Here is a 19328-nt window from a genome sequence, read left to right on the forward strand (position 1 = left end):
CGCGGACCACCGCGCCCGCCAGCGCGGCCGGACGGCTTCCGCCGCGACCATGGCGGCCATCCGTCACGGGACGGGGCCCGGGCGGGCGCGCGCCTGATGCGCGCAGCCTAGGCCCGCGCAACAGGTCGGTCGAGGCCTGAACAGCTGGGCTGCGCTGATGGTCAGATTGTCTGGACAGTGGCGAATGCCGTTGTCCGGCAGCCGAGTTGGAGCGTAGCTGGCGGGTGCGCCATGGTGGCCCTTCGCCTAAATGAGGAGAAAAAGAGCCATGAAGAAGGTCGTTGCCGGGCTCTGGCGCATCATCCGAGGGCCGATGCAGTGGCGGGTCCTGTGGCTGTGGCACTCGAAGTTCATGGTCGGTGTCACTGGCATCGTCCGGGATCAGGACGGCCGGGTGCTGCTGCTCAAGCACCGGCTGTGGCCCGAGGGGCGGCAGTGGGGGTTGCCGACCGGTTACGCGAACGCGGGGGAGTCCTTCGAGGACACCATCGTTCGGGAGGTCCGGGAGGAGTCCGGGCTCAAGGTGCGGGTCAACGAGCTGGCGCATCTCAAGAGCGGCTACAAGCTGCGGGTTGAGGTGGCGTACGAAGTGGAGTTCATCGGCGGCGAGTTCCGAACGGACTCGTTCGAGATTCTGGAGGCCACATGGTTCTCACCGGACCAGCTCCCCGAGGGAGTGCAGGAGTCGCACCGCGCCCTGATCTTGCGGGAGCGTTAGGGCAGTCGCTCACCCCCTCCTCCCTGGGGCCGAACGAGCACCTGGAGGGTGCCGCGGCGGAGCGGGTGGAGTTGGAGGAGCGGCTGGCGGTACGGCGCGCGACGGTCGCCCTGGGCAGCGCCCACCCGGAGGTGACGTTCTCCCTGCTGCACTGGGTCATCGGCACGTGGGCCAACGACGCGGCCCGGGAGGTGTTCCAACTCGGTGCGACCCTGCTTGCGGGCCGGTACCAGCGGGCCGGGCTTCACCAGTTGCTTCCCATTGACCGGGTGTGGGTCGGCATACGCTCGACCCGCCCCGACTCGTTCGGGGGGTTCCACCACCCGGACCAGGGCTACCGGCACCTTCAGCTGGCGTCGATGATCACTCGGTACGGGCGGCTCGTTGATCCCGCCGTGGTGTCGCCGGAGCTGGTAGCGCTGGACTTGCTGCGGTCGTACGCCCATGACTGCCTGCACTTCGGATCGTTCCGTGAGTACCGGTTGCAGCAGGGCACGGTGATCCGTAGCCGCTACGGGATCAACCGGCGGGACGATGCGGGCCGGACGTACTCCGCCCCCGATCAGCCGGGCTCCCTGGCCACCCGGAACATCGGCATCGTCATGGAGGGGGCCACCGACCGGGAGGCCCGGAGCGTGGCGCGGGAGGTGGCCGCGCGGCTCGGCTTGGCGGAGCCTGCGGCCCCGCTGGACCGGCTTGCCTTCCAGGACACCACGGGACGGCTGGGGCCTGCCGACTTCACCGGCCTGCCGGACCGCAGCGACGCCGGGGGAGCGGCCCGGTATCAGTGGGCCATGGCGGGGTACGAACGCGGCGTAGGCGGCCGGTACGCCCGGTTCCTGACCGAGACGGGCGGGGAGCACGCTGAGGTGCTGCACGGGCTGATCGTGGCCGCGATGATCGCGGGTGACGTCCGGGCGCTGCTGGCGTGGTTGGACGAGCGCCACGGCCGGGGCGCGTTCCGGCGGATCTTTCGCTCACCGGTCTACACCGGGCCGGACCCCGGCGAGTAGGGCCGTGGCGTCTCCTGGGTGAGGGGTGAGGGTGAGCCGTCGCGTCCCCTGCCCGCAGTAGCCCGCCGTGCCGACGCTCTGACCAGGCCCCATGCTGGGCCTGAGCCGGATCGCCGGGACGAGAGCAGGTAACCTGAAGGTGAACCCGTCAATCGTTGTAGCGTCCGGGGCCTTCGTGATGACCCTGCTGGGCGGGCTGGTCGCGGGCAGGGTCGGCGACAAGCGGCACCTGGTGCTGGGCCTGGCCGCCGGGCTGATGCTCGGGGTGGTCGGGTTCGACCTGCTGCCGGAGGCGCTGGACGCGGCCTCCGGCAAGCTGTTCGGGGTGGACCACGCGCTGCTGATGTTCGTCCTGGGCTTCCTGGTGCTGCACGTGGTGGAGCGTTCGGTGGCGATCCACCGGGCGCACGAGTCCGAGTACGCCGTGCACCACCACGGCCACCGGGCGGTCCCCGCCGTCGGCGGGGTGGCCCCGCCGGGCGGCAGCCATGTGCACGGCCGCAGCGAGAACCTGGGCCTGGCGGCGGCCTCCGCACTGTGCCTGCACAGCGTCATGGACGGCTTCGCCATCGGCGCGGCCTTCCAGGTGGCCGACAGCTTCGGCGCGGTCGTCGCCGTCGCGGTGATCGCCCACGACTTCGCCGACGGCTTCAACACCTACACGATCACCCGGCTGTACGGGAACGACCGCCGACGCGCGCTGGTCCTGCTGCTGTGCGACGCGGTCGCCCCGGTCCTCGGCGCCGGGATCACGCTGCTGTTCAGCATCCCGGAGCAGATCGTCGGCCTCTACCTGGGGTTCTTCGCGGGCTTCCTGATGTACCTGGCCACCTCGGACATCCTGCCCGAGGCACACAGCCCGCACCCCTCGCGGTCGACGCTGCTGTGCACGGTGCTGGGCACCGGCTTCATGTGGCTGGTGATCGGCCTGGCCAGCTGAGCCGGGCCGGTGCCCGGCGGCTCAGCCCTGGGCGGTCGCGGCCCGGTAGACGGCGGCGATCCCCGGGCCGAAGTACGGGCTGTAGGAGATGTCGTCGGTGGCGCCGCCCGCCTGGTAGCCGCCGATCACCCCCACCGCCGTGCCGGGGCCGGAGCCGGTGGCGTCCACGCCGGTCAGCAGCGGGCTGCCGCTGGTGCCCCGCGGCATCCCCGGGCAGTCGAACTCCAGCTGGCTGCCGCCGTGGCGGCGCAGCCGGTTCCGGCAGTACACCGGGCGCCGGGTGTGCCAGGGGTAGCCCACCGAGACCACCCGGGTCCGGCTCGGCAGCCGGCCGAAGCCGACGTGCTCGGCGCCGACGGCGTCCTGCACCCGGTCCGTGCCGTCCAGCGGCACGGTGGTCAGGAAGGCCACGTCGTAGTCCGGGTCGCCGTCGCGCGACCAGCGGGAGTCGACCACCGCCCGGCGCACCCGCCAGCGGCCGTACGGGGTCCGGCCGGAGACGTAGCCGGGGACGAACATCAGGTCGCTGTCCGCCTTGCCGCTGCCCGGGGCGACCGTGCAGTGGGCGGCGGTCAGCACCAGGTCGCGGCCGGGGCTGTCGACCACGGCGGCGGTGCAGAACTCGCCGTTCAGCGAGCCGTCGGGGCTGTCGAACAGCGCGCCGACCCGGGGCGTGCCGTCGAACACGGTGGACCGGGGGAGTCGCGGTACGGCGTCGGAGGGCGCCGCGGTGGCCGCGGCCCCGGCGCCGAGCAGGCAGGCGACGACGGCCACCGGGCGCAGACGGCGCGTCAGCGAAGGGAGCGTCATATGACTGGATCCTTGGCGAGCTTCTGGAGCGTCGCCACCGGTCGGGGCATGCGGGTGACGGGCCGCCCGGAGCCGCTCAGGCGCTGCGCACCGACGGCTGCGCGGTGGGGTGCGGCGGGTGGTGGCCGTGGCCGTGGTCGGGGTGGGTGTGCTCGTAGGCGGAGTCCACCGCCCGCAGCAGCCGCAGCAGCTCGGTGCGCTGCTGCGGGCTGATCGCGCCGAAGTACTCCCCGGCGACCTCCTGCCGGACCCGGCCGATCTGCTCCAGCATGGCGTCGCCCGCCTCGGTCAGCCGCAGCAGGATCGCCCGGCGGTCCTCCGGGTCCTGGGTGCGGGCGACCAGTCCGGCGGCCTCCAGCGCGTCCACCACCGTGGTCACCGAGCGCGGCGCGATGTGCAGCCGCTCGGCGAGCTGGTTGAGCCGGATCATGCCGCTGCCGTGCCGGGCCCCGCGCGCGAGGACGTCCAGCGCGCGGCCCTGGGAGGGCGTGATCCCGTAGGGGGAGAGCCGGTTGAAGGTGTCCCGGCGCATCCGCTTGCCGGCGCGCATGACCGCGTCCGCCAACTCCACCTCGTCCAGCACCTCGGCGGGGAGGTCGGGGGGATCGGCGGTCACGGGTGGCTCCTGGCTTGGTGGGAACACCAGGATATCGGGCCTGGACCAGGAGCCGGAGGGCTCTGCACCGGTTGGCCCCCAAAAAATAAAGAGCTTGGCTCATATTTTCCGTTAGGCTGGCCTAAGTCAACAGCTTGCCATCGTCGTCGCACCGCGTCCAGGAGGACACCATGCCCCGCTCCGAAGCCCGGGTCGCCACCGAGCGCCCGCACCGCTACGCCAAGCAGCTCGCCGCCCACCTCGGCCGCAAGGTCGAGAGCAGCTGGGACGAGGAGACCGGCCGTGGCGCCCTGACCTTCAAGGCGGGCAGCGCCACCCTCGCCGCCGAGCCCGGGGCGCTGCTGCTCGCCGTCGAGGGCGAGGCCGAGGACCTCGACCGCCTGGAGGACGTCGTCGGCCGTCACCTGGTGCGGTTCGGCACCAAGGACGAACTGGTGGCCGAGTGGCACCGCGACAACGGCACGCCCGGCAGCGTGCAGCGCAACCAGGCCGAGGACGCCGAGGGCGGAGTCACCGCAGGTTGAGCTTGAAGCCCAGGTGGGAGGCGGTGAAGCCGAGCCGCTCGTAGAAGCGGTGGGCGTCGGTCCGGCTCGCGTCCGAGGTGAGCTGGACCAGGTCGGCGCCCAGCCGCCGGGCCTCCTCGACCGCGTGCGTGACCAGCGCCGTGCCCAGACCGCTGCCCCGCTCGGCGGAGCCGACCCGGACCGCCTCGATCAGCGCCCGGGTCGAGCCCTGCCGGGCCAGGCCCGGGATCAGCGTCAGCTGGAGCGTGCCGACGACCTGGCCGTCGCGCTCCGCGACCAGCAGGTGCTGGCCGGGATCGGCGGCGATCCGGGCGTAGGCCGCCCGGTACGGCGCCAGGTCCTCGGGGGACTCGCGGAGCGCGCCGAGCGGATCGTCCGCGAGCAGGGCGACGATCGCGGGCAGGTCCTCGGCGGCCGCGGTCCGGAAGCTGTGATCACTCATGATCGCCAGCATAGGACCGGGCCGCAGCCGTCCGGGAGCCCGCGGGCCCGGCCGGGGTCAGGCCGGGAGCTGGGCCTCGATCGCGGTCACGATCTCGGCCGCCTCCGGCTCGGTGCGCGGGCGGAAGCGGCCCGCGACCGTGCCCTCGGGGGAGATCAGGAACTTCTCGAAGTTCCACTGCACGTCGCCCGCCTCGCCCGCCGCGTCCGCGACCTGGGTCAGCTCGGCGTACAGCGGGTGCCGCTCGGCGCCGTTCACGTCGGTCTTCTCCAGCAGCGGGAAGCTGACGCCGTAGGTGGTCGAGCAGAAGGTCTGGATCTCCTCCGCGCTGCCCGGCTCCTGCCCGGCGAACTGGTTGCTGGGCACGCCGAGCACGGTGAAGCCGCGCTCGCCGAACTGCTGCTGGAGCCGCTCCAGCCCGGTGTACTGCGGGGTCAGGCCGCACTTGGAGGCGACGTTGACCACCAGCACCGCCTTGCCCTTGTAGGCGTCCAGCGTGGTCGCTTCGCCGGTGAGGGTGCGCAGCGGGATGTCGTACAGGCTCATCGAGGGGACCTCCGTGGTGGGACAGCGGTTGGCAGGCGGTTGAGTGCCACGCACAACACTGCCCCATCAAGGCTTCTTCCCGTGGAACGGGAGACGACCCGCGGCCGCCGCCGCGTCGCCTGTCGGAGCCGGGCGATACGGTGCAGCCACGAAGCGGTGCGGCCACAGACCACCCGCGGCGGTCCGCAGGAAGGGGGCAGTCATGACGGCAGGGCCACGGGCGGCGGACCCGTCCGCTCCGAAGATCCAACTCGCGGTCGTGGAAGGCGTGCTGGAGCGGATCACCTACGCCAACGAGGAGACCGGCTACACCGTCGCCCGGGTCGACACCGGGCGCGGCGCCAACGACCTGCTCACCGTCGTCGGCGCGCTGCTCGGCGCGCAGCCCGGCGAGAGCCTGCGGCTGGAGGGGCGCTGGGGCAGCCACCCCCAGTACGGCAAGCAGTTCACCGTCGAGAACTACACCACCGTGCTCCCGGCCACGGTCCAGGGCATCCGCCGCTACCTGGGCTCGGGGCTGATCAAGGGCATCGGCCCGCGGCTGGCCGACCGGATCGTCGAGCACTTCGGCACCGAGACGCTGGAGGTCATCGAGCGGGAGCCGGGGCGGCTGATCGAGGTGCCCAAGCTGGGGCCGAAGCGGACCAAGCTGATCGCCGCCGCCTGGGAGGAGCAGAAGGCGATCAAGGAGGTGATGATCTTCCTCCAGAGCGTCGGGGTCTCCACCTCGCTCGCGGTCCGGATCTACAAGAACTACGGCGACGCGTCGATCTCGGTGGTCAGGAACGAGCCCTACCGGCTGGCCGCCGACGTCTGGGGCATCGGCTTCCTCACCGCCGACCGGATCGCCCAGGCGGTCGGCATACCGCACGACAGCCCGCAGCGGGTGAAGGCCGGGCTCCAGTACGCCCTCTCGCAGAGCGCGGACCAGGGCCACTGCTTCCTGCCCGAGGAGAAGCTGATCTCCGAGGCGGTGAAGCTGCTGGCGGTCGACATCGGCCTGGTCATCGAGTGCCTGGCCGAGCTGGTCGCGGAGGAGGGCGTGGTCCGCGAGGAACTGCCCGCCGAGCACGGCGCGACCGGTGACGACACCGTCGGCGAGCGGGTCACCGCCGTCTACCTGGTGCCGTTCCACCGCGCCGAGATCTCGCTGGCCGGGCAGCTGCTGCGGCTGCTGCGCAGCCCGGAGGACCGGCTCGGATCCTTCGCCGGTATCGACTGGGGCAAGGCGCTGACCTGGCTGCGCGGCCGGACCGGGGCCGACCTCGCGCCCGAGCAGGAGCAGTCGGTGCGGCTCGCGCTCACCCAGCGGGTCGCGGTGCTGACCGGCGGCCCCGGCTGCGGCAAGTCCTTCACCGTCCGCTCCATCGTCACCCTGGCCCAGGCCCGCAAGGCGAAGGTCGTGCTGGCCGCCCCCACCGGCCGCGCCGCCAAGCGGCTGGCCGAGCTCACCGGCTGCGACGCGTCCACCGTGCACCGGCTGCTGGAGCTCAAGCCCGGCGGCGACGCGGCCTACGACCGGGACCGGCCGCTGGACGCCGACCTGGTGGTGGTCGACGAGGCCTCGATGCTGGACCTGCTGCTCGCCAACAAGCTGGCCAAGGCCGTCCCCCCGGGCGCGCACCTGCTGCTGGTCGGGGACGTCGACCAGCTGCCCTCGGTCGGCGCCGGGGAGGTGCTGCGCGACCTGCTCGCCCCCGGCAGCCCGATCCCCGCCGTCCGGCTGACCCGGATCTTCCGGCAGGCGGCCCAGTCCGGGGTGGTCACCAACGCCCACCGGATCAACGAGGGGGTGCCGCCGATCACCGACGGCATGGCCGACTTCTTCCTCTTCCCGCAGGAGGACGCCGAGCTCGCCGCCGGGCTCACGGTGGACGTCGTGGCCCGCCGGATCCCGGCCAGGTTCGGCCTCGACCCGCGTCGGGACGTCCAGGTGCTGGCGCCGATGCACCGGGGCCCGGCCGGGGCGGGCAACCTGAACACGCTGCTCCAGGCCGCGGTCACGCCGTCGCGGCCGGACACGCCGGAGCGGCGCTTCGGCGGCCGGACCTTCCGGGTCGGCGACAAGGTCACCCAGATCCGCAACAACTACGACAAGGGGGCGAACGGCGTCTTCAACGGCACCGTCGGCGTGGTCACCGGGCTCAACCTGGAGGAGCAGCGGCTCACCGTGCTCACCGACGAGGACGAGGAGGTCCCCTACGACTTCGACGAGCTGGACGAGTTGGCGCATGCCTACGCGGTGACCATCCACCGCTCGCAGGGCAGCGAGTACCCCTGTGTGGTGATCCCTGTCACTACCAGCGCCTGGATGATGCTCCAGCGGAACCTGCTGTACACGGCTGTCACCCGAGCCAAGAAGATCGTCGTACTGGTTGGTTCGCGGCGCGCCCTGGCCCAGGCGGTACGGGCTGTTTCCGCAGGTCGCCGCCACACCGCCCTGGACCACCGACTGCGCTCCGGCCGAATCGGTTGATCTTCCCAACCTTCGCCCGTTGTCAGGAAGTGAAGGGTCCGGGCCGCCTGTTTTGTAGGTCCCATCCCTTTTGGGTCACCCTGACTACCCCTATGTCGCTCGAATGGGCGATGGTAGTACTAAGTCAGGGCACCCCTTGAAGAGGTTCATTTCGCTGGTGAGGGAAGACGTGAGCGACAACTCTGTAGTACTCGGCTACCAGGGCAACGAGTACGAGTACCCGGTGGTCGACGCCACCGTCGGCAACGCGGGCTTCGACATCTCGAAGCTGCTGAGCCAGACCGGCCTGACCACACTGGACAACGGCTTCGGCAACACCGCGGCCTGTAAGTCCGCCATCACCTACATCGACGGCGACCAGGGCATCCTGCGCTACCGCGGCTACCCCATCGAGCAGCTGGCCGAGCGCGGCACCTTCCTGGAGACCGCGTACCTGCTGATCAACGGGGAACTCCCGAACGCCGACCAGCTGTCCGGGTTCCAGCACGACATCTCGCAGCACACCCTGCTGCACGAGGACGTCAAACGCTTCTACCAGGGCTTCCCGCGCGACGCCCACCCGATGGCCATGCTCTCCTCGGTGGTCAGCGCGCTGTCCACGTTCTACCAGGACAGCCACAACCCGTTCGACCCGGAGCAGCGCTACCTCTCCGCGGTCCGGCTGCTGGCCAAGCTGCCGACCATAGCGGCCTACGCCTTCAAGAAGTCGCAGGGCCACCCCTTCGTCTACCCGCGCAACGACCTCGGCTACGTCGAGAACTTCCTGCGGATGACCTTCGCCGTCCCGGCGGAGGAGTTCGAGCTGAACCCGGTCGTGGTCAACGCGCTGGAGAAGCTGCTGATCCTGCACGCGGACCACGAGCAGAACTGCTCCACCTCCACCGTGCGGCTGGTCGGCTCCTCGCAGGCCAACCTGTTCGCGTCGATCTCGGCCGGCATCAACGCGCTCTGGGGCCCGCTGCACGGCGGGGCGAACCAGGCCGTGCTGGAGATGCTGACGAAGATCAAGAACGACGGCGGCGACGTGGACGCCTTCATCCGCAAGGTGAAGAACCGCGAGGACGGCGTGAAGCTGATGGGCTTCGGGCACCGCGTCTACAAGAGCTTCGACCCGCGCGCGCAGATCATCAAGGGCGCCGCCCACGACGTCCTGGCCCAGCTGGGCAAGGCCGACGAGCTGCTGGACATCGCGCTCAAGCTGGAGGAGCACGCGCTCACCGACGACTACTTCATCTCCCGCAAGCTGTACCCCAACGTGGACTTCTACACCGGCCTGATCTACCGCGCCATGGGCTTCCCGACCAGCATGTTCACCGTGCTGTTCGCGCTCGGCCGGCTGCCCGGCTGGATCGCCCACTGGCAGGAGATGATCGTCGACCCGAGCAACAAGATCGGCCGCCCGCGGCAGATCTACACCGGCGTCGAGATCCGCGACTTCGTCGCCATCGAGGCCCGCTGACCGGTCGCTGACCGCCTGCTGACCGCCTGCTGACCTGCGACGAGGGGCCCGGCCGTAACCACGGCCGGGCCCCTCGTCGTGCTCCTGAAGCCGGTACGCACGGCGCCCGGTACGCCAGGGGAGGCCGCTCAACCCACCCCGTCGTACACGTGCGCCGTGCGTCGTCGGCCGTCCAGCGACGGCGGCCGACTGTGGAGTCCGCCGGAACTCCAGCCGGGGGTCGGGCGGCTGACCGCCCATTCACCCAGCACACGTGTTGTAACACGTCGACGGGGCCGCAAGGTTACGGCTGGCCCATGTGACTCTCCTCTCACACCGCTGCGTGCGACCGCGCACACACCCCGTGCTCGACCCCGGAAAGCCCATATGCCGTTGTCAGAAGCGTGCGGAGGCCGTTCCGGCCGCCTTCGCGGCCGGTTCGGGATGGTAAGAATCAGCGCATCGGAGCGAACGGGCCGATATCGGTAGGAACGTCGTCGTAACCGGTGAAGGCGGGGACACCGGGGACGTCAACGGCCGGGCACCGCTGGGGCGCTGAGCGCCCCTCCGCTCAGCCCTGGGCGCGGAAGCCGCGCAGCCGCAGGCTGTTGCTGACCACGAACACCGAGGAGAAGGCCATCGCCGCGCCCGCGATCATCGGGTTCAGCAGCCCGAAGGCCGCCAGCGGCAGCGCCGCCACGTTGTAGCCGAAGGCCCAGAACAGGTTGCCCTTGATCGTGCCCAGGGTGCGCCGGGACAGCCGGATCGCGTCCGCCGCCGCCAGCAGGTCGCCCCGGACCAGGGTCAGGTCGGCCGCCTCCATCGCCGCGTCGGTGCCGGTGCCCATGGCCAGGCCCAGGTCGGCCTGGGCCAGCGCGGCGGCGTCGTTGACCCCGTCGCCGACCATGGCGACCGTCCGGCCCTCGCCCTGGAGCCGCCGGATCACCGCGGCCTTGTCCTCCGGCAGCACCTCCGCCACCACCTGCTCCGGGTCGATGCCGACCTCGGCCGCGACGCTCAGCGCGACCGCGCGGTTGTCGCCGGTCAGCAGCACCGGGGTCAGGCCCAGGCCGCGCAGCCGGGCGATCGCCTCGGCGCTGCTCGGCTTGACCGCGTCGGCGACCTCCAGCACCGCCCGGGCGGCGCCGTCCCAGCCCACCGCGACCGCCGTGCGCCCGGCCGCCTCCGCGGCCGCCTTGGCGGCCGCCAGCGGCGCCGGCAGGTGCTGCGCCCAGTCGGCCAGGAACTGCTCGCGACCGGCGACCACCGCGTGCCCCTCCACCACGCCCTGGACGCCGCGTCCGGGCACGTTCTGGAAGTCGCTGACGGCGGGGAGCTCCCCGGCCTGCGCGGCCGCCTCGGCCACCGCCCGGCCGATCGGGTGCTCCGAGGCGTGTTCCAGCGCCCCGGCCAGCCGCAGCGCCTCGGCCTCGGTGGTGCCCGCCGCCGGGTGCACCGCCAGCAGGGTCATCCGGCCGGTGGTGACCGTGCCGGTCTTGTCCAGCACGACGGTGTCCACCGCGCGGGTGGACTCCAGCACCTCCGGGCCCTTGATCAGGATGCCCAGCTGGGCGCCGCGCCCGGTGCCGACCATCAGCGCGGTCGGCGTGGCCAGGCCCAGCGCGCACGGGCAGGCGATGATCAGCACCGCCACGGCCGCGGTGAACGCCTCGGTGGCGCTGCCGCTGACGGCCAGCCAGGCCACCAGCGTGACCAGGGCGATGACCAGCACCGCGGGCACGAAGACGGCGGAGATCCGGTCGGCCAGCCGCTGCGCCGCCGCCTTGCCGTTCTGCGCGTCCTCGACCAGCTTGGCCATCCGTGCGAGCTGGGTGTCGGCGCCGACCCGGGTGGCCTCGACCACCAGCCGTCCGCCGGAGTTGACGGTGGCCCCGGTGACGCTGTCGCCGGGGGCGGCCTCGGTGGGCACCGACTCGCCGGTGAGCAGCGAGGTGTCCACCGCCGAGCTGCCCTCGACCACGATCCCGTCGGTGGCGATCTTCTCGCCGGGCCGGACCACGAAGCGGTCGCCGACGACCAGCTCGGCCACCGGCAGCCGTACCTCGCGCCCGTCGCGGAGCACGGTGGCGTCCTTGGCGCCCAGCGACAGCAGGGCGTGCAGGGCGGCCCCGGCCCGCCGCTTGGCGCGGGCCTCCAGGTAGCGCCCGAGCAGGATGAACGCGGTGACCCCGGCGGCGGTCTCCAGGTAGAGCGTGCCCGAGGCGTCGGTGCCGGACAGGCTGAGGCTGAAGCCGTGGGTCATCCCCGGCATGCCCGCGGTGCCGAGGAACAGCGCCCAGGTGGACCAGCCGAAGGCTGCCAGGGTGCCGATGGACACCAGCGTGTCCATGGTCGCCGCGCCGTGCCTGAGGTTGGTCCAGGCGGCCCGGTGGAACGGCCAGCCGCCGTAGGCGACGGCCGGGCCGGTGAGTGCGAAGGACAGCCACTGCCAGTCGCGGAACTGGAACGCGGGCACCATCGCCAGCACGATCACCGGCACCGCCAGCGCGGCGGTGACCAGCAGCCGCTGGCGCAGCGCGGTCAGCTCCGGGTCGGCGGGTTCGGCGGCGCCGGACTCCCGCGGCTCGGGGGTCCGCGGCCGGGGCGGTTCGGCGGTGTAGCCGGTCCGCTCGACGGTGGCGATCAGCTCGTCGACGCCGACCCCCGGCGCGTGGCTGACCAGCGCCTTCGCGGTGGCGTAGTTGACGGTGGCCTCGACCCCGTCCATCCGGTTGAGCTTCTTCTCGATCCGGGCGGCGCAGGAGGCGCAGGTCATTCCGCCGATCGCCAGCTCCACCCGGTCGCGCGGTGGTGCGGTGGCGGCGGCCTCCGTGGTCCCGGTACCCGGGGTTGCGGTGCTCATGATCCTGCGCCCTCCTTCGTCATCCAGCGTGCTCCAGGCGGCCCGGCGGCGCTCAGGCCCGGCCGACCAGTTGGTATCCGGCCTCGTCGACGGCCGCGCGCACGGCGGCGTCGTCCAGCGGCGTCTCGGAGGAGACGGTGACCGTGCCCGCCTTGGCGTCCGCGCTGACCCCGGTGACCCCGGGCAGCGCGCCCAGCTCCTCGCTCACCGACTTCTCGCAGTGGCCGCAGCTCATGCCGGAGACGGTGAATACGGCAGTGGACATGTGTTCCTCCAGATGATCCAGGTGTTCGGTGCTGATGCGGTGGTGTCTCGGATCGCGCCGCTTCGGTAACAGGAACACCATACCCCTGGGGGGTATTCCCGAGCAGGGGGAGGCGGTGTTCCGGTCGGCTGGGCCGATACGGGAGCCGAAGCAGAGAGTAGCCAGCCGTGGGCGCTTTGCCCGCTCTCGCCGGTTTGCGCCCCGGCGGGCGTGTTGTCCCGAACGGTGGCCGCCGATCGGGCCCGGACAGCGCGAAGCCCGCCCGGTGCGGGACCGGGCGGGCTTTCGGGCGGTGGCGCGGATCGCTCAGAGCGGCAGCAGGTCGGGCCGCTTCGCCTCGACGTGGTCGCCCGAGGACTCCCCGCGCAGCCGTCGGCCGACCCAGGGCAGCAGGTACTCGCGGGCCCACTGCAGGTTCTCCCGGCGCAGCTCGGCCGGGGTGTGCCCGGGCTGCGGCGGCCAGGGCGCGTCCGGGTCGTCCACGGTCAGCCCCAGCGCCCGCCCGGCCAGCAGCGCCACCCGCTGGTGGCCCTCCGCGGAGAGGTGCAGCCGGTCCTCGCTCCAGGCCCGGCGGTCGCGGACCGCGCGCAGCGCCCAGATGTCGACCACGGCCAGGTCGTTGCGGTCGGCGATGGCCCGCAGGTGGGAGTTGTAGGTGGCGATCTTGCCGCGCAGGTGGCGCAGGACCGGGGTGTCCCGGGTGTCGAAGCCGGTGCAGACCAGGATCGTGCCGGCGGACTCGCGCAGCCGTACCGCCGCCGCCTCGAACCGCTCGGCGACCTCGTCCGGGTCGCTGCCGGGGCGCAGGATGTCGTTGCCGCCCGCGCAGAAGCTGACCAGGTCCGGCTGTAGCTCCTGGACCCGGGAGACCTGCTCGGCGACCACCTGGTCGAGCAGTCGGCCGCGCACCGCGAGGTTCGCGTAGCGGAAGTCGTACCGGCCGCCCTCGGTCCGCGGGCGGCGCTCGGCGAGCAGCCGGGCCAGCCGGTCGGCCCAGCCGGTGAAGCCGCCACCGGGGTCGGGGTCGTTCAGGCCTTCGGTGAAACTGTCCCCGAGGGCGACGTAGGAGGTCGGATCGGCGGTGTGCGGCGGCTGCTCGGGCATGGGAAAAATACTTCATGATGTGAAGTGACCTACGCCACCGTAGGTAGCCCTTGACCGGGGTGAGATGCCCCACGCGCGCTCGGGGAATACGTCAGGCGGTGCCCGAGCGGTGCGGCGGCGGGGGCGCGACGGGCCGGTCAGCGTCCGGGGGCGGGCCGGGGCGGGCGCCAGACGGGCGGCTGCGGCCCGGTGCGGTGGCCCGCCCGGCGGGCGCCGCGGATCAGCAGCCGCAGCCAGAGCAGGCCCAGCGCGGCCACGATCACCAGTCCGGAGGTGGAGAGCACGGCGAACAGCTCCACCTGGTGCTCGCTGGGGTGCGGCAGGTAGCCGAGGTCGAAGAAGGACTGGCGGACGCTGCGCTCGGTGATCTTGGCGACGATCCAGGCGGCGATGCCGTGCGTGCTGTCCCACAGCGCGTGCAGCGCGGACACGCCGAGGTAGGTGAGGATCACCGGGCCGTTGATCACGAAGCGGTTGTTCCGGCGCTCGCGGAAGAGCACCCCGCCCAGGATCGCCGTCCACAGCCCGTGGCCGACCGGGGCCAGCACCCCGCGCAGGATCTCGGTGGAGACCAGGTCCCGCAGCGACAGGCCCTGCTCGGTGAGGACCGCGTTGAAGGCGTACCCGGCCGACTCGAAGGCGGCGAAGCCGAAGCCGACGGTCGCGCCCAGCACCAGGCCGTGCCGCAGTCCGGAGGCCGGGATCCGCCGGGTGAGCAGGATCAGCGCCCCGGCCTTCACCGCCTCCTCGATCAGCCCGACCCCGACGTAGATCCACACCGAGCTGGACAGCAGGTAGTACTCCAGCAGCGAGGCGCCGAGCACGCCGATGATCCCGCCCACCGCGAAGCAGGTGACGATCCGGTCGGTGCCGAGGTCCGCGCCGTAGCGCTCGTGGGCCCAGACCACGAAGCTGGCGGGCACCAGGAAGCTGCCCAGCAGCACGATCGTGGGCAGCAGGTTGCTGTTGCCGGTCCAGTAGGTCACCAGCACCGTGGCCAGCCACAGGGACAGCCCGCTGAAGAACCAGGTGGCCCAGTAGCGGGTGCGCGCCGGTCGCGCGGTGGCCGGGGCGGGCGCGGGCGGCAGCGGCGGCTCGGGCGTGCCTGCGGTGGACATCGTCGCCACTATGGCATGGCCGTGGGTCACTATGGGGGTTATCGGCGAAAGGTGATGCTGTGTCGCATATATGGTTCTTCGGCTAGATTCGGAATGTGGAGCAGCGGCCGGCCGAGGAGCAGGAGACCGGGTACGCCGCGCTCGCCCCCTCCACCTCGCTGCGGCTGCGTGACGACGCCGCGCTGCTGCGGGCCCCGTTCCGGGTGCGGGTGCTGACCCCGCTGGCGGCGATGCTGCTGGTCGGCTTCTTCGACCTGCTCTCCGGCCCGGACACCTACCTGGCCTCGCTGATGTCGGTGGTGCCGCCGCTGGCCGCGCTCACCCTGTACCCGCTGGAGCTGGTCGGTGTCAGCGTCGTCGGCATGGCGCTGCTGGTCCTGCTCAGCCGCTACGACGGCCTGGACGCGGCGCCGGACCAGCGGCTCTTCTACGGCACGCTGATCGCCTACGCGGCGCTGACCGTGGCCGGTGCGGTCATCTCCCAGCTGCGGGTGGACCGGACCCGGCACATGGTCGCGGTCAGCACCGTCGCCGAGGCCGCGCAGCTGGCGCTGCTGCGGCCACCCGGTCCGCATGTCGGCGGGATCCGGCTGGCCGCCCGCTACGTCTCGGCCGCCGACTCGGCGCAGATCGGCGGCGACCTCTACGCGGTGCTCGACACCCCGTTCGGAGTACGGGCGATCATCGGGGACGTCCGGGGGAAGGGCCTGGGCGCGGTCCGGGCCGCCTCGGTGGTGCTGGGAGCCTTCCGGGAGGCGGCCTACGACGAGCCGGAGCTGGTCGGGGTGGCCCGGAGACTGGAGACCAGCGTGCGGCGGCACGTGCCGTCGGGGGAGTTCACCACGGCGCTGCTGGTCGGCTTCGGCACCCCGGGCCGGGTCGAGCTGTTGCACCTGGGGCATGTCGCGCCGCTGCGGATCTCGCCGGACGGCACGCTGCTGGTCCTGGAGCCGCCGGACCCGTGGGTGCCGCTGGGGCTGGACGAGATGGCCACGGGCGCCCCCGAGCCGTGGAGCGTGCCCTTCGGCCCGGGGGACGTGCTGCTGCTGTGCACCGACGGGGTGGTGGAGGCCCGGGGGCTGACCGACGGCCTGTTCTACCCGCTGCTGGAGCGCGCGCCGGAGCTGGTCGCGGGCTGCGGCGGCGAGCTGGAGGCGGCGGTGGCCCGGGTCTACGCGGACCTGCTGCGGCACACCGGCGGCGAACTGCGGGACGACGCGGTGCTGCTGCTGTTGGCGCGGGACAGCGGGGAGCCGGAGCCGGGCGACGGCGGACTCCCGGCGGCCGAGCTCTGACCCGGCGTCATCCGCCCGTCCCCGGCTTCACCCGTTCGGCTCAATCGGCGCGCGGTCGGCGCCGCGCCGCCGCAGGCTGGGGCCACCGGCCACGGACGTCGGCACCCTCAGGGAGGGACCATGTTTCAGATCATCTGGATCGTCATCGTCGGTGCGATCCTGGGCTTTCTGGCCAAGCTGCTGCTGCCGGGCAAGCAGAGCATCCCGATCTGGCTGACCGTGCTGTGCGGCATGGTCGGGGCGCTGCTGGGCAACTTCCTGGCGTCCGCGATCGGCGTCAGGCACACCAGCGGCATCGACTGGATCCGGCACCTGCTGCAACTCGTCGGCGCGCTGGTGGTGGTGGCCGCCGGGGCGTCGTTCTATCCGCAGGTCAAGTCGCGCAGGTAGCCCGGGCGGGCGGCGCCGCCGCCCCGGTCGGTCCACGGCGCCTCGTCTAAGCTGGCGCGATGCCAGCCCTGGGACCGATATCAGCCGCCGCCCGCCGACCGCGGGGCGCGCCGCGCGCCCCGAACGGCCCCCTGCCACGCGCCGTCTGGCTGGGCGGGACGCTGCTGCTGACGGTCGGTGCGCTGCCGGTGGTGGTCGCGCTGGCGCCCGCCGGCGGGGCCGCGCCCGGCGCCGCCCTGGGCGGGCTGCTGTTCCTCGGCTCGACCGTGCACGTCGCCGGGACCGGGTGGTTCTACTGCGTCCCGGAGATGCGGCGGCACATGGGCACCCGGCGGGCGCGCTACGTCACCGCGCCGCTGGCGCTGGTCGCCGGTACCGCCGTGCTCGCCGCGATCGTCCCGCAGCGGCCGTTCGAACTGCTGCTGCTCGCGTTCTTCGGCTGGCAGTTCTCGCACTTCCAGCGGCAGAACCTGAGCCTGGCGGCGCTGGCCTCCACCGCGTACGGCAGCGGTTCGCTGCGCGCGGGCGAGCGCCGCGCGGTGGTCTGCGCCGGGATCGCGGGCATCGCCGGACTGCTCAGCCACCCGTCGCTGCTGCGGCTGGCCGACGTACCGAGCCTGGACCCGGTGTTCCCGCTGGCGGCGGCCGGGTACGCGCTGGCCGTCGGCAACGGGGTGGTGCAGCTGCTGCGGCGCGCCCCGGAGCACCGGCGGCCCGCCGCCGCCGGGCTGTACCTGATGACGCTGCTGTTCTTCCTGCCGGTCTTCCTGTTCCAGTCGCCCTATGCCGCGGTGGCCGTGCTCACCCTCGCCCACGGCTTCCAGTACCTGCTGATGCTGGCGCTGGTCGCCGGTGGCGGGCCGCGACCGGGGCGGCCGGTCTCGCTGGCCGTGCTGCTCGGCGTCGGCCTGACCCTGGGCCTGGCGCTGGACGGGGCCTCGCACCTGGGCGGCGGCGGCGCGCCCGCCCGTGCCGTCTACGGCGCCTACCTGGGCGCGACCATGGCGCACTTCGTGGTGGACGCCGGGCTGTGGCGGCTCCGCGAGGGGTTCAGCTGCGGGTTCCTGGCCCGGCGGCTGCCCTACCTGCTGGGCTGACCGTAGGCGGCGCGGCGGTCAGGTGGCAGGCGGTCGTCGCGGAGACGGAACACCCGCCCCCGGCGCGGGTACAGCGCCTTCAACAGCTCCTCCCAGCCGACACCGGCGAAGGACAGGTCGTGCGCGGTGAAGGCCACCCCGGCGGCGCGGGCGACCGCCACCGCGGCCTGTCGGCCGAAGCGCGGGCCGGTGAGCTCGGCGAAGCACCTGCCGTCGGTGTCGAGCAGCAGCAGCGTCGCGCGGGGCACCCGGTACGGGGGCCGCCAGACGTACGAGCACCAGACGAGCTCGCCGAGCGGGCGCAGCCGCGCGTCGTACGCGAGCGCGAGGTCACGTGGCTGCCCGGGTATCGGTACCTCGTAGGCGGTGCCGTAGCGGTCGACCACGATGAGATGGCGCCCGTCCCAGCGGAGCACGACCCGGCCCACCGCGTCCCGCTTGCGGCCGAAGGTGGAGCAGGCGTGCGGGGACGGCGTCCCCGCGGGCCGGTGCAGCACCGGCTCCGGGAGCCCGGCCAGCGGCCGGGCGGTGATCGGCTGGTTCCGGCTGATCTTCTCCAGCGCCTCGGCGGTCGCCGCGGCCCGCCGCACCGGCGTCGGCCACAGCCGCCAGAGCGGGCGCTCCACCACCGCCGCCAGGACGCCCAGACCCGCCGAGACGCCGCCGAGGACGGCCACGGTGTGCGCGCCGCCGCCCTCGTGCCGCGCCAGCAGCCAGCGGTTGGCGACCAGCGCCAGCGTCCCGCCGAGCAGCAGCGCGGTGCCGACCCGCCAGCAGACCGCGCGGTGCAGCCTGCGGAAGCGCAGCGGGTCCGGCAGGCCCTCCTCGGGCGCGCGCCAGACGCGCAGGGTGACCGCCGCCAGCAGCACGGTCGCGCCGACGTCGTGCCAGATCCGCTCGGCCGCCGGCGGCAGGGTGATCAGCAGCAGTCCGGTGAGGCCCACGGCGCCCTGGAGCAGCAGGGCGCGCAGCCGGGCGAACCGGCGCCAGCGGCGTTTCAGCGGGGTGAGCAGGGTCGAGGTGCCGTACACGGGCGTCCAGTCGGTCGGTGGCGCGGGGCGGTGCGGGCGGCGGTGCGGGGGAGAGTATGCCGCTGGACGCCCGGCGCGGCCAGGGTGGGGGTGGCATCGGCTGGGACCGCGGGGCGGGGTTCTGCATAAACAATTGATGATGTCAAGTTGTTGCCGTATGATTCCAGCCATGAGCAGCACCGCCCCCACCCCGCCCGCTCCCACCAAGGCGCACCTGATCGAGGAGTTCGCCGCGCTGGGCGCCGCCTACTACCAGGACTTCGCGGCCGTGGCCGCGCGGCACGGGCTGACCTCGGTGCAGGCCAAGGCGCTGGCGGTGCTGGTCCGCAAGCCGGTGCCGATGCGCGGCCTGGCCGAGGCGCTGGTCTGCGACGCCTCCAACGTCACCGGCCTGGTCGACCGGCTGGAACTGCGCGGGCTGGTCCGGCGCGAGGTCAGCGCGGTCGACCGGCGGATCAAGATCGTCGTGGCGACCGAGGCCGGGGCGTCCGCGATCCGCGCGGTCCGCGACGACATGCAGACCACGCACCAGGCCCTCGATTTGCTCGACGACCAGGAGCGCACGGTGCTGTACGAGCTGCTGACCCGGCTCCGCCCGGTGCTGGAGCAGGCCGCCGCCGAGGGCTGACCGGCCGACCGGCC

General features: G+C 72.9%; 19 protein-coding genes. 10 read left to right on the forward strand and 9 right to left on the reverse strand.

What is annotated here, in order from left to right; genetic code table 11:
- Nucleotides 1-268 precede the first annotated feature (268 nt).
- The 3 genes from GXP74_RS07030 to GXP74_RS07040 all read left to right on the forward strand — a co-directional run bounded on the left by GXP74_RS07030 (nucleotide 269) and on the right by GXP74_RS07040 (nucleotide 2671).
- The gene (locus GXP74_RS07030) at nucleotides 269-718 is read left to right on the forward strand and encodes an NUDIX domain-containing protein (protein ID WP_182450528.1); all 450 of its coding nucleotides are present in this window, start codon (nucleotides 269-271) and stop codon (nucleotides 716-718) included.
- 65 nt (nucleotides 719-783) lie between these two features.
- A complete protein-coding gene (locus GXP74_RS07035) occupies nucleotides 784-1731 on the forward strand; it encodes a hypothetical protein (protein WP_182450529.1) in 948 nt (315 codons plus the stop codon).
- Nucleotides 1732-1909: 178 nt separating this feature from the next.
- The gene (locus GXP74_RS07040) at nucleotides 1910-2671 is read left to right on the forward strand and encodes a ZIP family metal transporter (protein ID WP_182456236.1); all 762 of its coding nucleotides are present in this window, start codon (nucleotides 1910-1912) and stop codon (nucleotides 2669-2671) included.
- Nucleotides 2672-2692: 21 nt separating this feature from the next.
- On the opposite strand, the gene GXP74_RS07045 is transcribed toward GXP74_RS07040, so the two are convergent.
- Nucleotides 2693-3481, reverse strand: a complete 789-nt coding sequence (locus tag GXP74_RS07045) for a serine protease (RefSeq protein WP_182450530.1) — start codon at nucleotides 3479-3481, stop codon at nucleotides 2693-2695.
- Between the two features lie 76 nt (nucleotides 3482-3557).
- On the reverse strand, nucleotides 3558-4097 hold the full coding sequence (locus GXP74_RS07050; protein WP_182450531.1) for a MarR family winged helix-turn-helix transcriptional regulator: 540 nt from the start codon (nucleotides 4095-4097) through the stop codon (nucleotides 3558-3560).
- Between the two features lie 170 nt (nucleotides 4098-4267).
- Here GXP74_RS07050 and GXP74_RS07055 point away from each other — a divergent pair, with 170 nt between their 5' ends.
- Nucleotides 4268-4621: a DUF2218 domain-containing protein gene (locus GXP74_RS07055; protein ID WP_182450532.1), complete on the forward strand. Its 354-nt coding sequence runs from the start codon at nucleotides 4268-4270 to the stop codon at nucleotides 4619-4621.
- Here the strand turns inward: GXP74_RS07055 and GXP74_RS07060 are convergent.
- Nucleotides 4608-5063: a GNAT family N-acetyltransferase gene (locus GXP74_RS07060; protein WP_182450533.1), complete on the reverse strand. Its 456-nt coding sequence runs from the start codon at nucleotides 5061-5063 to the stop codon at nucleotides 4608-4610. The two genes, GXP74_RS07055 and GXP74_RS07060, sit on opposite strands and share 14 nt — an antisense overlap.
- A gap of 57 nt (nucleotides 5064-5120) precedes the next feature.
- The gene (locus GXP74_RS07065; RefSeq protein ID WP_182450534.1) at nucleotides 5121-5609 is read right to left on the reverse strand and encodes a glutathione peroxidase; all 489 of its coding nucleotides are present in this window, start codon (nucleotides 5607-5609) and stop codon (nucleotides 5121-5123) included.
- Between the two features lie 202 nt (nucleotides 5610-5811).
- On the opposite strand from GXP74_RS07065, the gene GXP74_RS07070 reads away from it, so the two are divergent.
- The gene (locus GXP74_RS07070; protein ID WP_182450535.1) at nucleotides 5812-8085 is read left to right on the forward strand and encodes an ATP-dependent RecD-like DNA helicase; all 2274 of its coding nucleotides are present in this window, start codon (nucleotides 5812-5814) and stop codon (nucleotides 8083-8085) included.
- Between the two features lie 169 nt (nucleotides 8086-8254).
- On the forward strand, nucleotides 8255-9544 hold the full coding sequence (locus GXP74_RS07075) for a citrate synthase (RefSeq protein WP_182450536.1): 1290 nt from the start codon (nucleotides 8255-8257) through the stop codon (nucleotides 9542-9544).
- Between the two features lie 550 nt (nucleotides 9545-10094).
- Here the strand turns inward: GXP74_RS07075 and GXP74_RS07080 are convergent.
- The 4 genes from GXP74_RS07080 to GXP74_RS07095 form a co-directional block, all read right to left on the reverse strand.
- Nucleotides 10095-12386: a cation-translocating P-type ATPase gene (locus GXP74_RS07080; RefSeq protein ID WP_182450537.1), complete on the reverse strand. Its 2292-nt coding sequence runs from the start codon at nucleotides 12384-12386 to the stop codon at nucleotides 10095-10097.
- Nucleotides 12387-12438: 52 nt separating this feature from the next.
- Complete coding sequence (locus GXP74_RS07085; RefSeq protein WP_182450538.1) at nucleotides 12439-12651, reverse strand: heavy-metal-associated domain-containing protein; 213 nt, start codon at nucleotides 12649-12651, stop codon at nucleotides 12439-12441.
- A 306-nt stretch (nucleotides 12652-12957) separates the two neighbouring features.
- Entirely contained in the window at nucleotides 12958-13755 is a 798-nt protein-coding gene (locus GXP74_RS07090; protein ID WP_182450539.1) for an SGNH/GDSL hydrolase family protein, read from the reverse strand.
- 137 nt (nucleotides 13756-13892) lie between these two features.
- Complete coding sequence (locus GXP74_RS07095; protein WP_182450540.1) at nucleotides 13893-14873, reverse strand: PrsW family intramembrane metalloprotease; 981 nt, start codon at nucleotides 14871-14873, stop codon at nucleotides 13893-13895.
- A 95-nt stretch (nucleotides 14874-14968) separates the two neighbouring features.
- Between GXP74_RS07095 and GXP74_RS07100 the strand changes: the two genes are divergently transcribed.
- The 3 genes from GXP74_RS07100 to GXP74_RS07110 all read left to right on the forward strand — a co-directional run bounded on the left by GXP74_RS07100 (nucleotide 14969) and on the right by GXP74_RS07110 (nucleotide 17655).
- Entirely contained in the window at nucleotides 14969-16168 is a 1200-nt protein-coding gene (locus tag GXP74_RS07100) for a PP2C family protein-serine/threonine phosphatase (protein ID WP_225447772.1), read from the forward strand.
- Between the two features lie 120 nt (nucleotides 16169-16288).
- On the forward strand, nucleotides 16289-16558 hold the full coding sequence (locus GXP74_RS07105; protein ID WP_182450541.1) for a GlsB/YeaQ/YmgE family stress response membrane protein: 270 nt from the start codon (nucleotides 16289-16291) through the stop codon (nucleotides 16556-16558).
- Between the two features lie 59 nt (nucleotides 16559-16617).
- Nucleotides 16618-17655: a hypothetical protein gene (locus tag GXP74_RS07110; RefSeq protein WP_182450542.1), complete on the forward strand. Its 1038-nt coding sequence runs from the start codon at nucleotides 16618-16620 to the stop codon at nucleotides 17653-17655.
- On the opposite strand, the gene GXP74_RS07115 is transcribed toward GXP74_RS07110, so the two are convergent.
- Nucleotides 17640-18686 (reverse strand): hypothetical protein, encoded by a 1047-nt coding sequence (locus tag GXP74_RS07115; RefSeq protein WP_182450543.1) that lies wholly within the window; start codon nucleotides 18684-18686, stop codon nucleotides 17640-17642. The two genes, GXP74_RS07110 and GXP74_RS07115, sit on opposite strands and share 16 nt — an antisense overlap.
- Before the next feature lie 169 nt (nucleotides 18687-18855).
- On the opposite strand from GXP74_RS07115, the gene GXP74_RS07120 reads away from it, so the two are divergent.
- Nucleotides 18856-19314, forward strand: coding sequence for a MarR family winged helix-turn-helix transcriptional regulator (locus GXP74_RS07120; RefSeq protein WP_182450544.1), 459 nt, complete (start codon nucleotides 18856-18858; stop codon nucleotides 19312-19314).
- Nucleotides 19315-19328: the final 14 nt, after the last annotated feature.

Source organism: Streptacidiphilus sp. P02-A3a (assembly GCF_014084105.1).
Classification (GTDB): Bacteria; Actinomycetota; Actinomycetes; order Streptomycetales; family Streptomycetaceae; genus Streptacidiphilus.

Bases quoted from the DNA above. Each gene is read 5' to 3' on its own strand.
- GXP74_RS07070 (WP_182450535.1), top strand. From the start codon at position 5,812: ATGACGGCAGGGCCACGGGCGGCGGACCCGTCCGCTCCGAAGATCCAA.
- GXP74_RS07105 (WP_182450541.1), top strand. From the start codon at position 16,289: ATGTTTCAGATCATCTGGATCGTCATCGTCGGTGCGATCCTGGGCTTT.
- GXP74_RS07110 (WP_182450542.1), top strand. From the start codon at position 16,618: ATGCCAGCCCTGGGACCGATATCAGCCGCCGCCCGCCGACCGCGGGGC.
- GXP74_RS07065 (WP_182450534.1), bottom strand. From the start codon at position 5,609: ATGAGCCTGTACGACATCCCGCTGCGCACCCTCACCGGCGAAGCGACC.
- GXP74_RS07095 (WP_182450540.1), bottom strand. From the start codon at position 14,873: ATGTCCACCGCAGGCACGCCCGAGCCGCCGCTGCCGCCCGCGCCCGCC.
- GXP74_RS07030 (WP_182450528.1), top strand. From the start codon at position 269: ATGAAGAAGGTCGTTGCCGGGCTCTGGCGCATCATCCGAGGGCCGATG.
- GXP74_RS07120 (WP_182450544.1), top strand. From the start codon at position 18,856: ATGAGCAGCACCGCCCCCACCCCGCCCGCTCCCACCAAGGCGCACCTG.
- GXP74_RS07040 (WP_182456236.1), top strand. From the start codon at position 1,910: ATGACCCTGCTGGGCGGGCTGGTCGCGGGCAGGGTCGGCGACAAGCGG.
- GXP74_RS07055 (WP_182450532.1), top strand. From the start codon at position 4,268: ATGCCCCGCTCCGAAGCCCGGGTCGCCACCGAGCGCCCGCACCGCTAC.
- GXP74_RS07090 (WP_182450539.1), bottom strand. From the start codon at position 13,755: ATGCCCGAGCAGCCGCCGCACACCGCCGATCCGACCTCCTACGTCGCC.
- GXP74_RS07060 (WP_182450533.1), bottom strand. From the start codon at position 5,063: ATGAGTGATCACAGCTTCCGGACCGCGGCCGCCGAGGACCTGCCCGCG.
- GXP74_RS07080 (WP_182450537.1), bottom strand. From the start codon at position 12,386: ATGAGCACCGCAACCCCGGGTACCGGGACCACGGAGGCCGCCGCCACC.
- GXP74_RS07045 (WP_182450530.1), bottom strand. From the start codon at position 3,481: ATGACGCTCCCTTCGCTGACGCGCCGTCTGCGCCCGGTGGCCGTCGTC.
- GXP74_RS07085 (WP_182450538.1), bottom strand. From the start codon at position 12,651: ATGTCCACTGCCGTATTCACCGTCTCCGGCATGAGCTGCGGCCACTGC.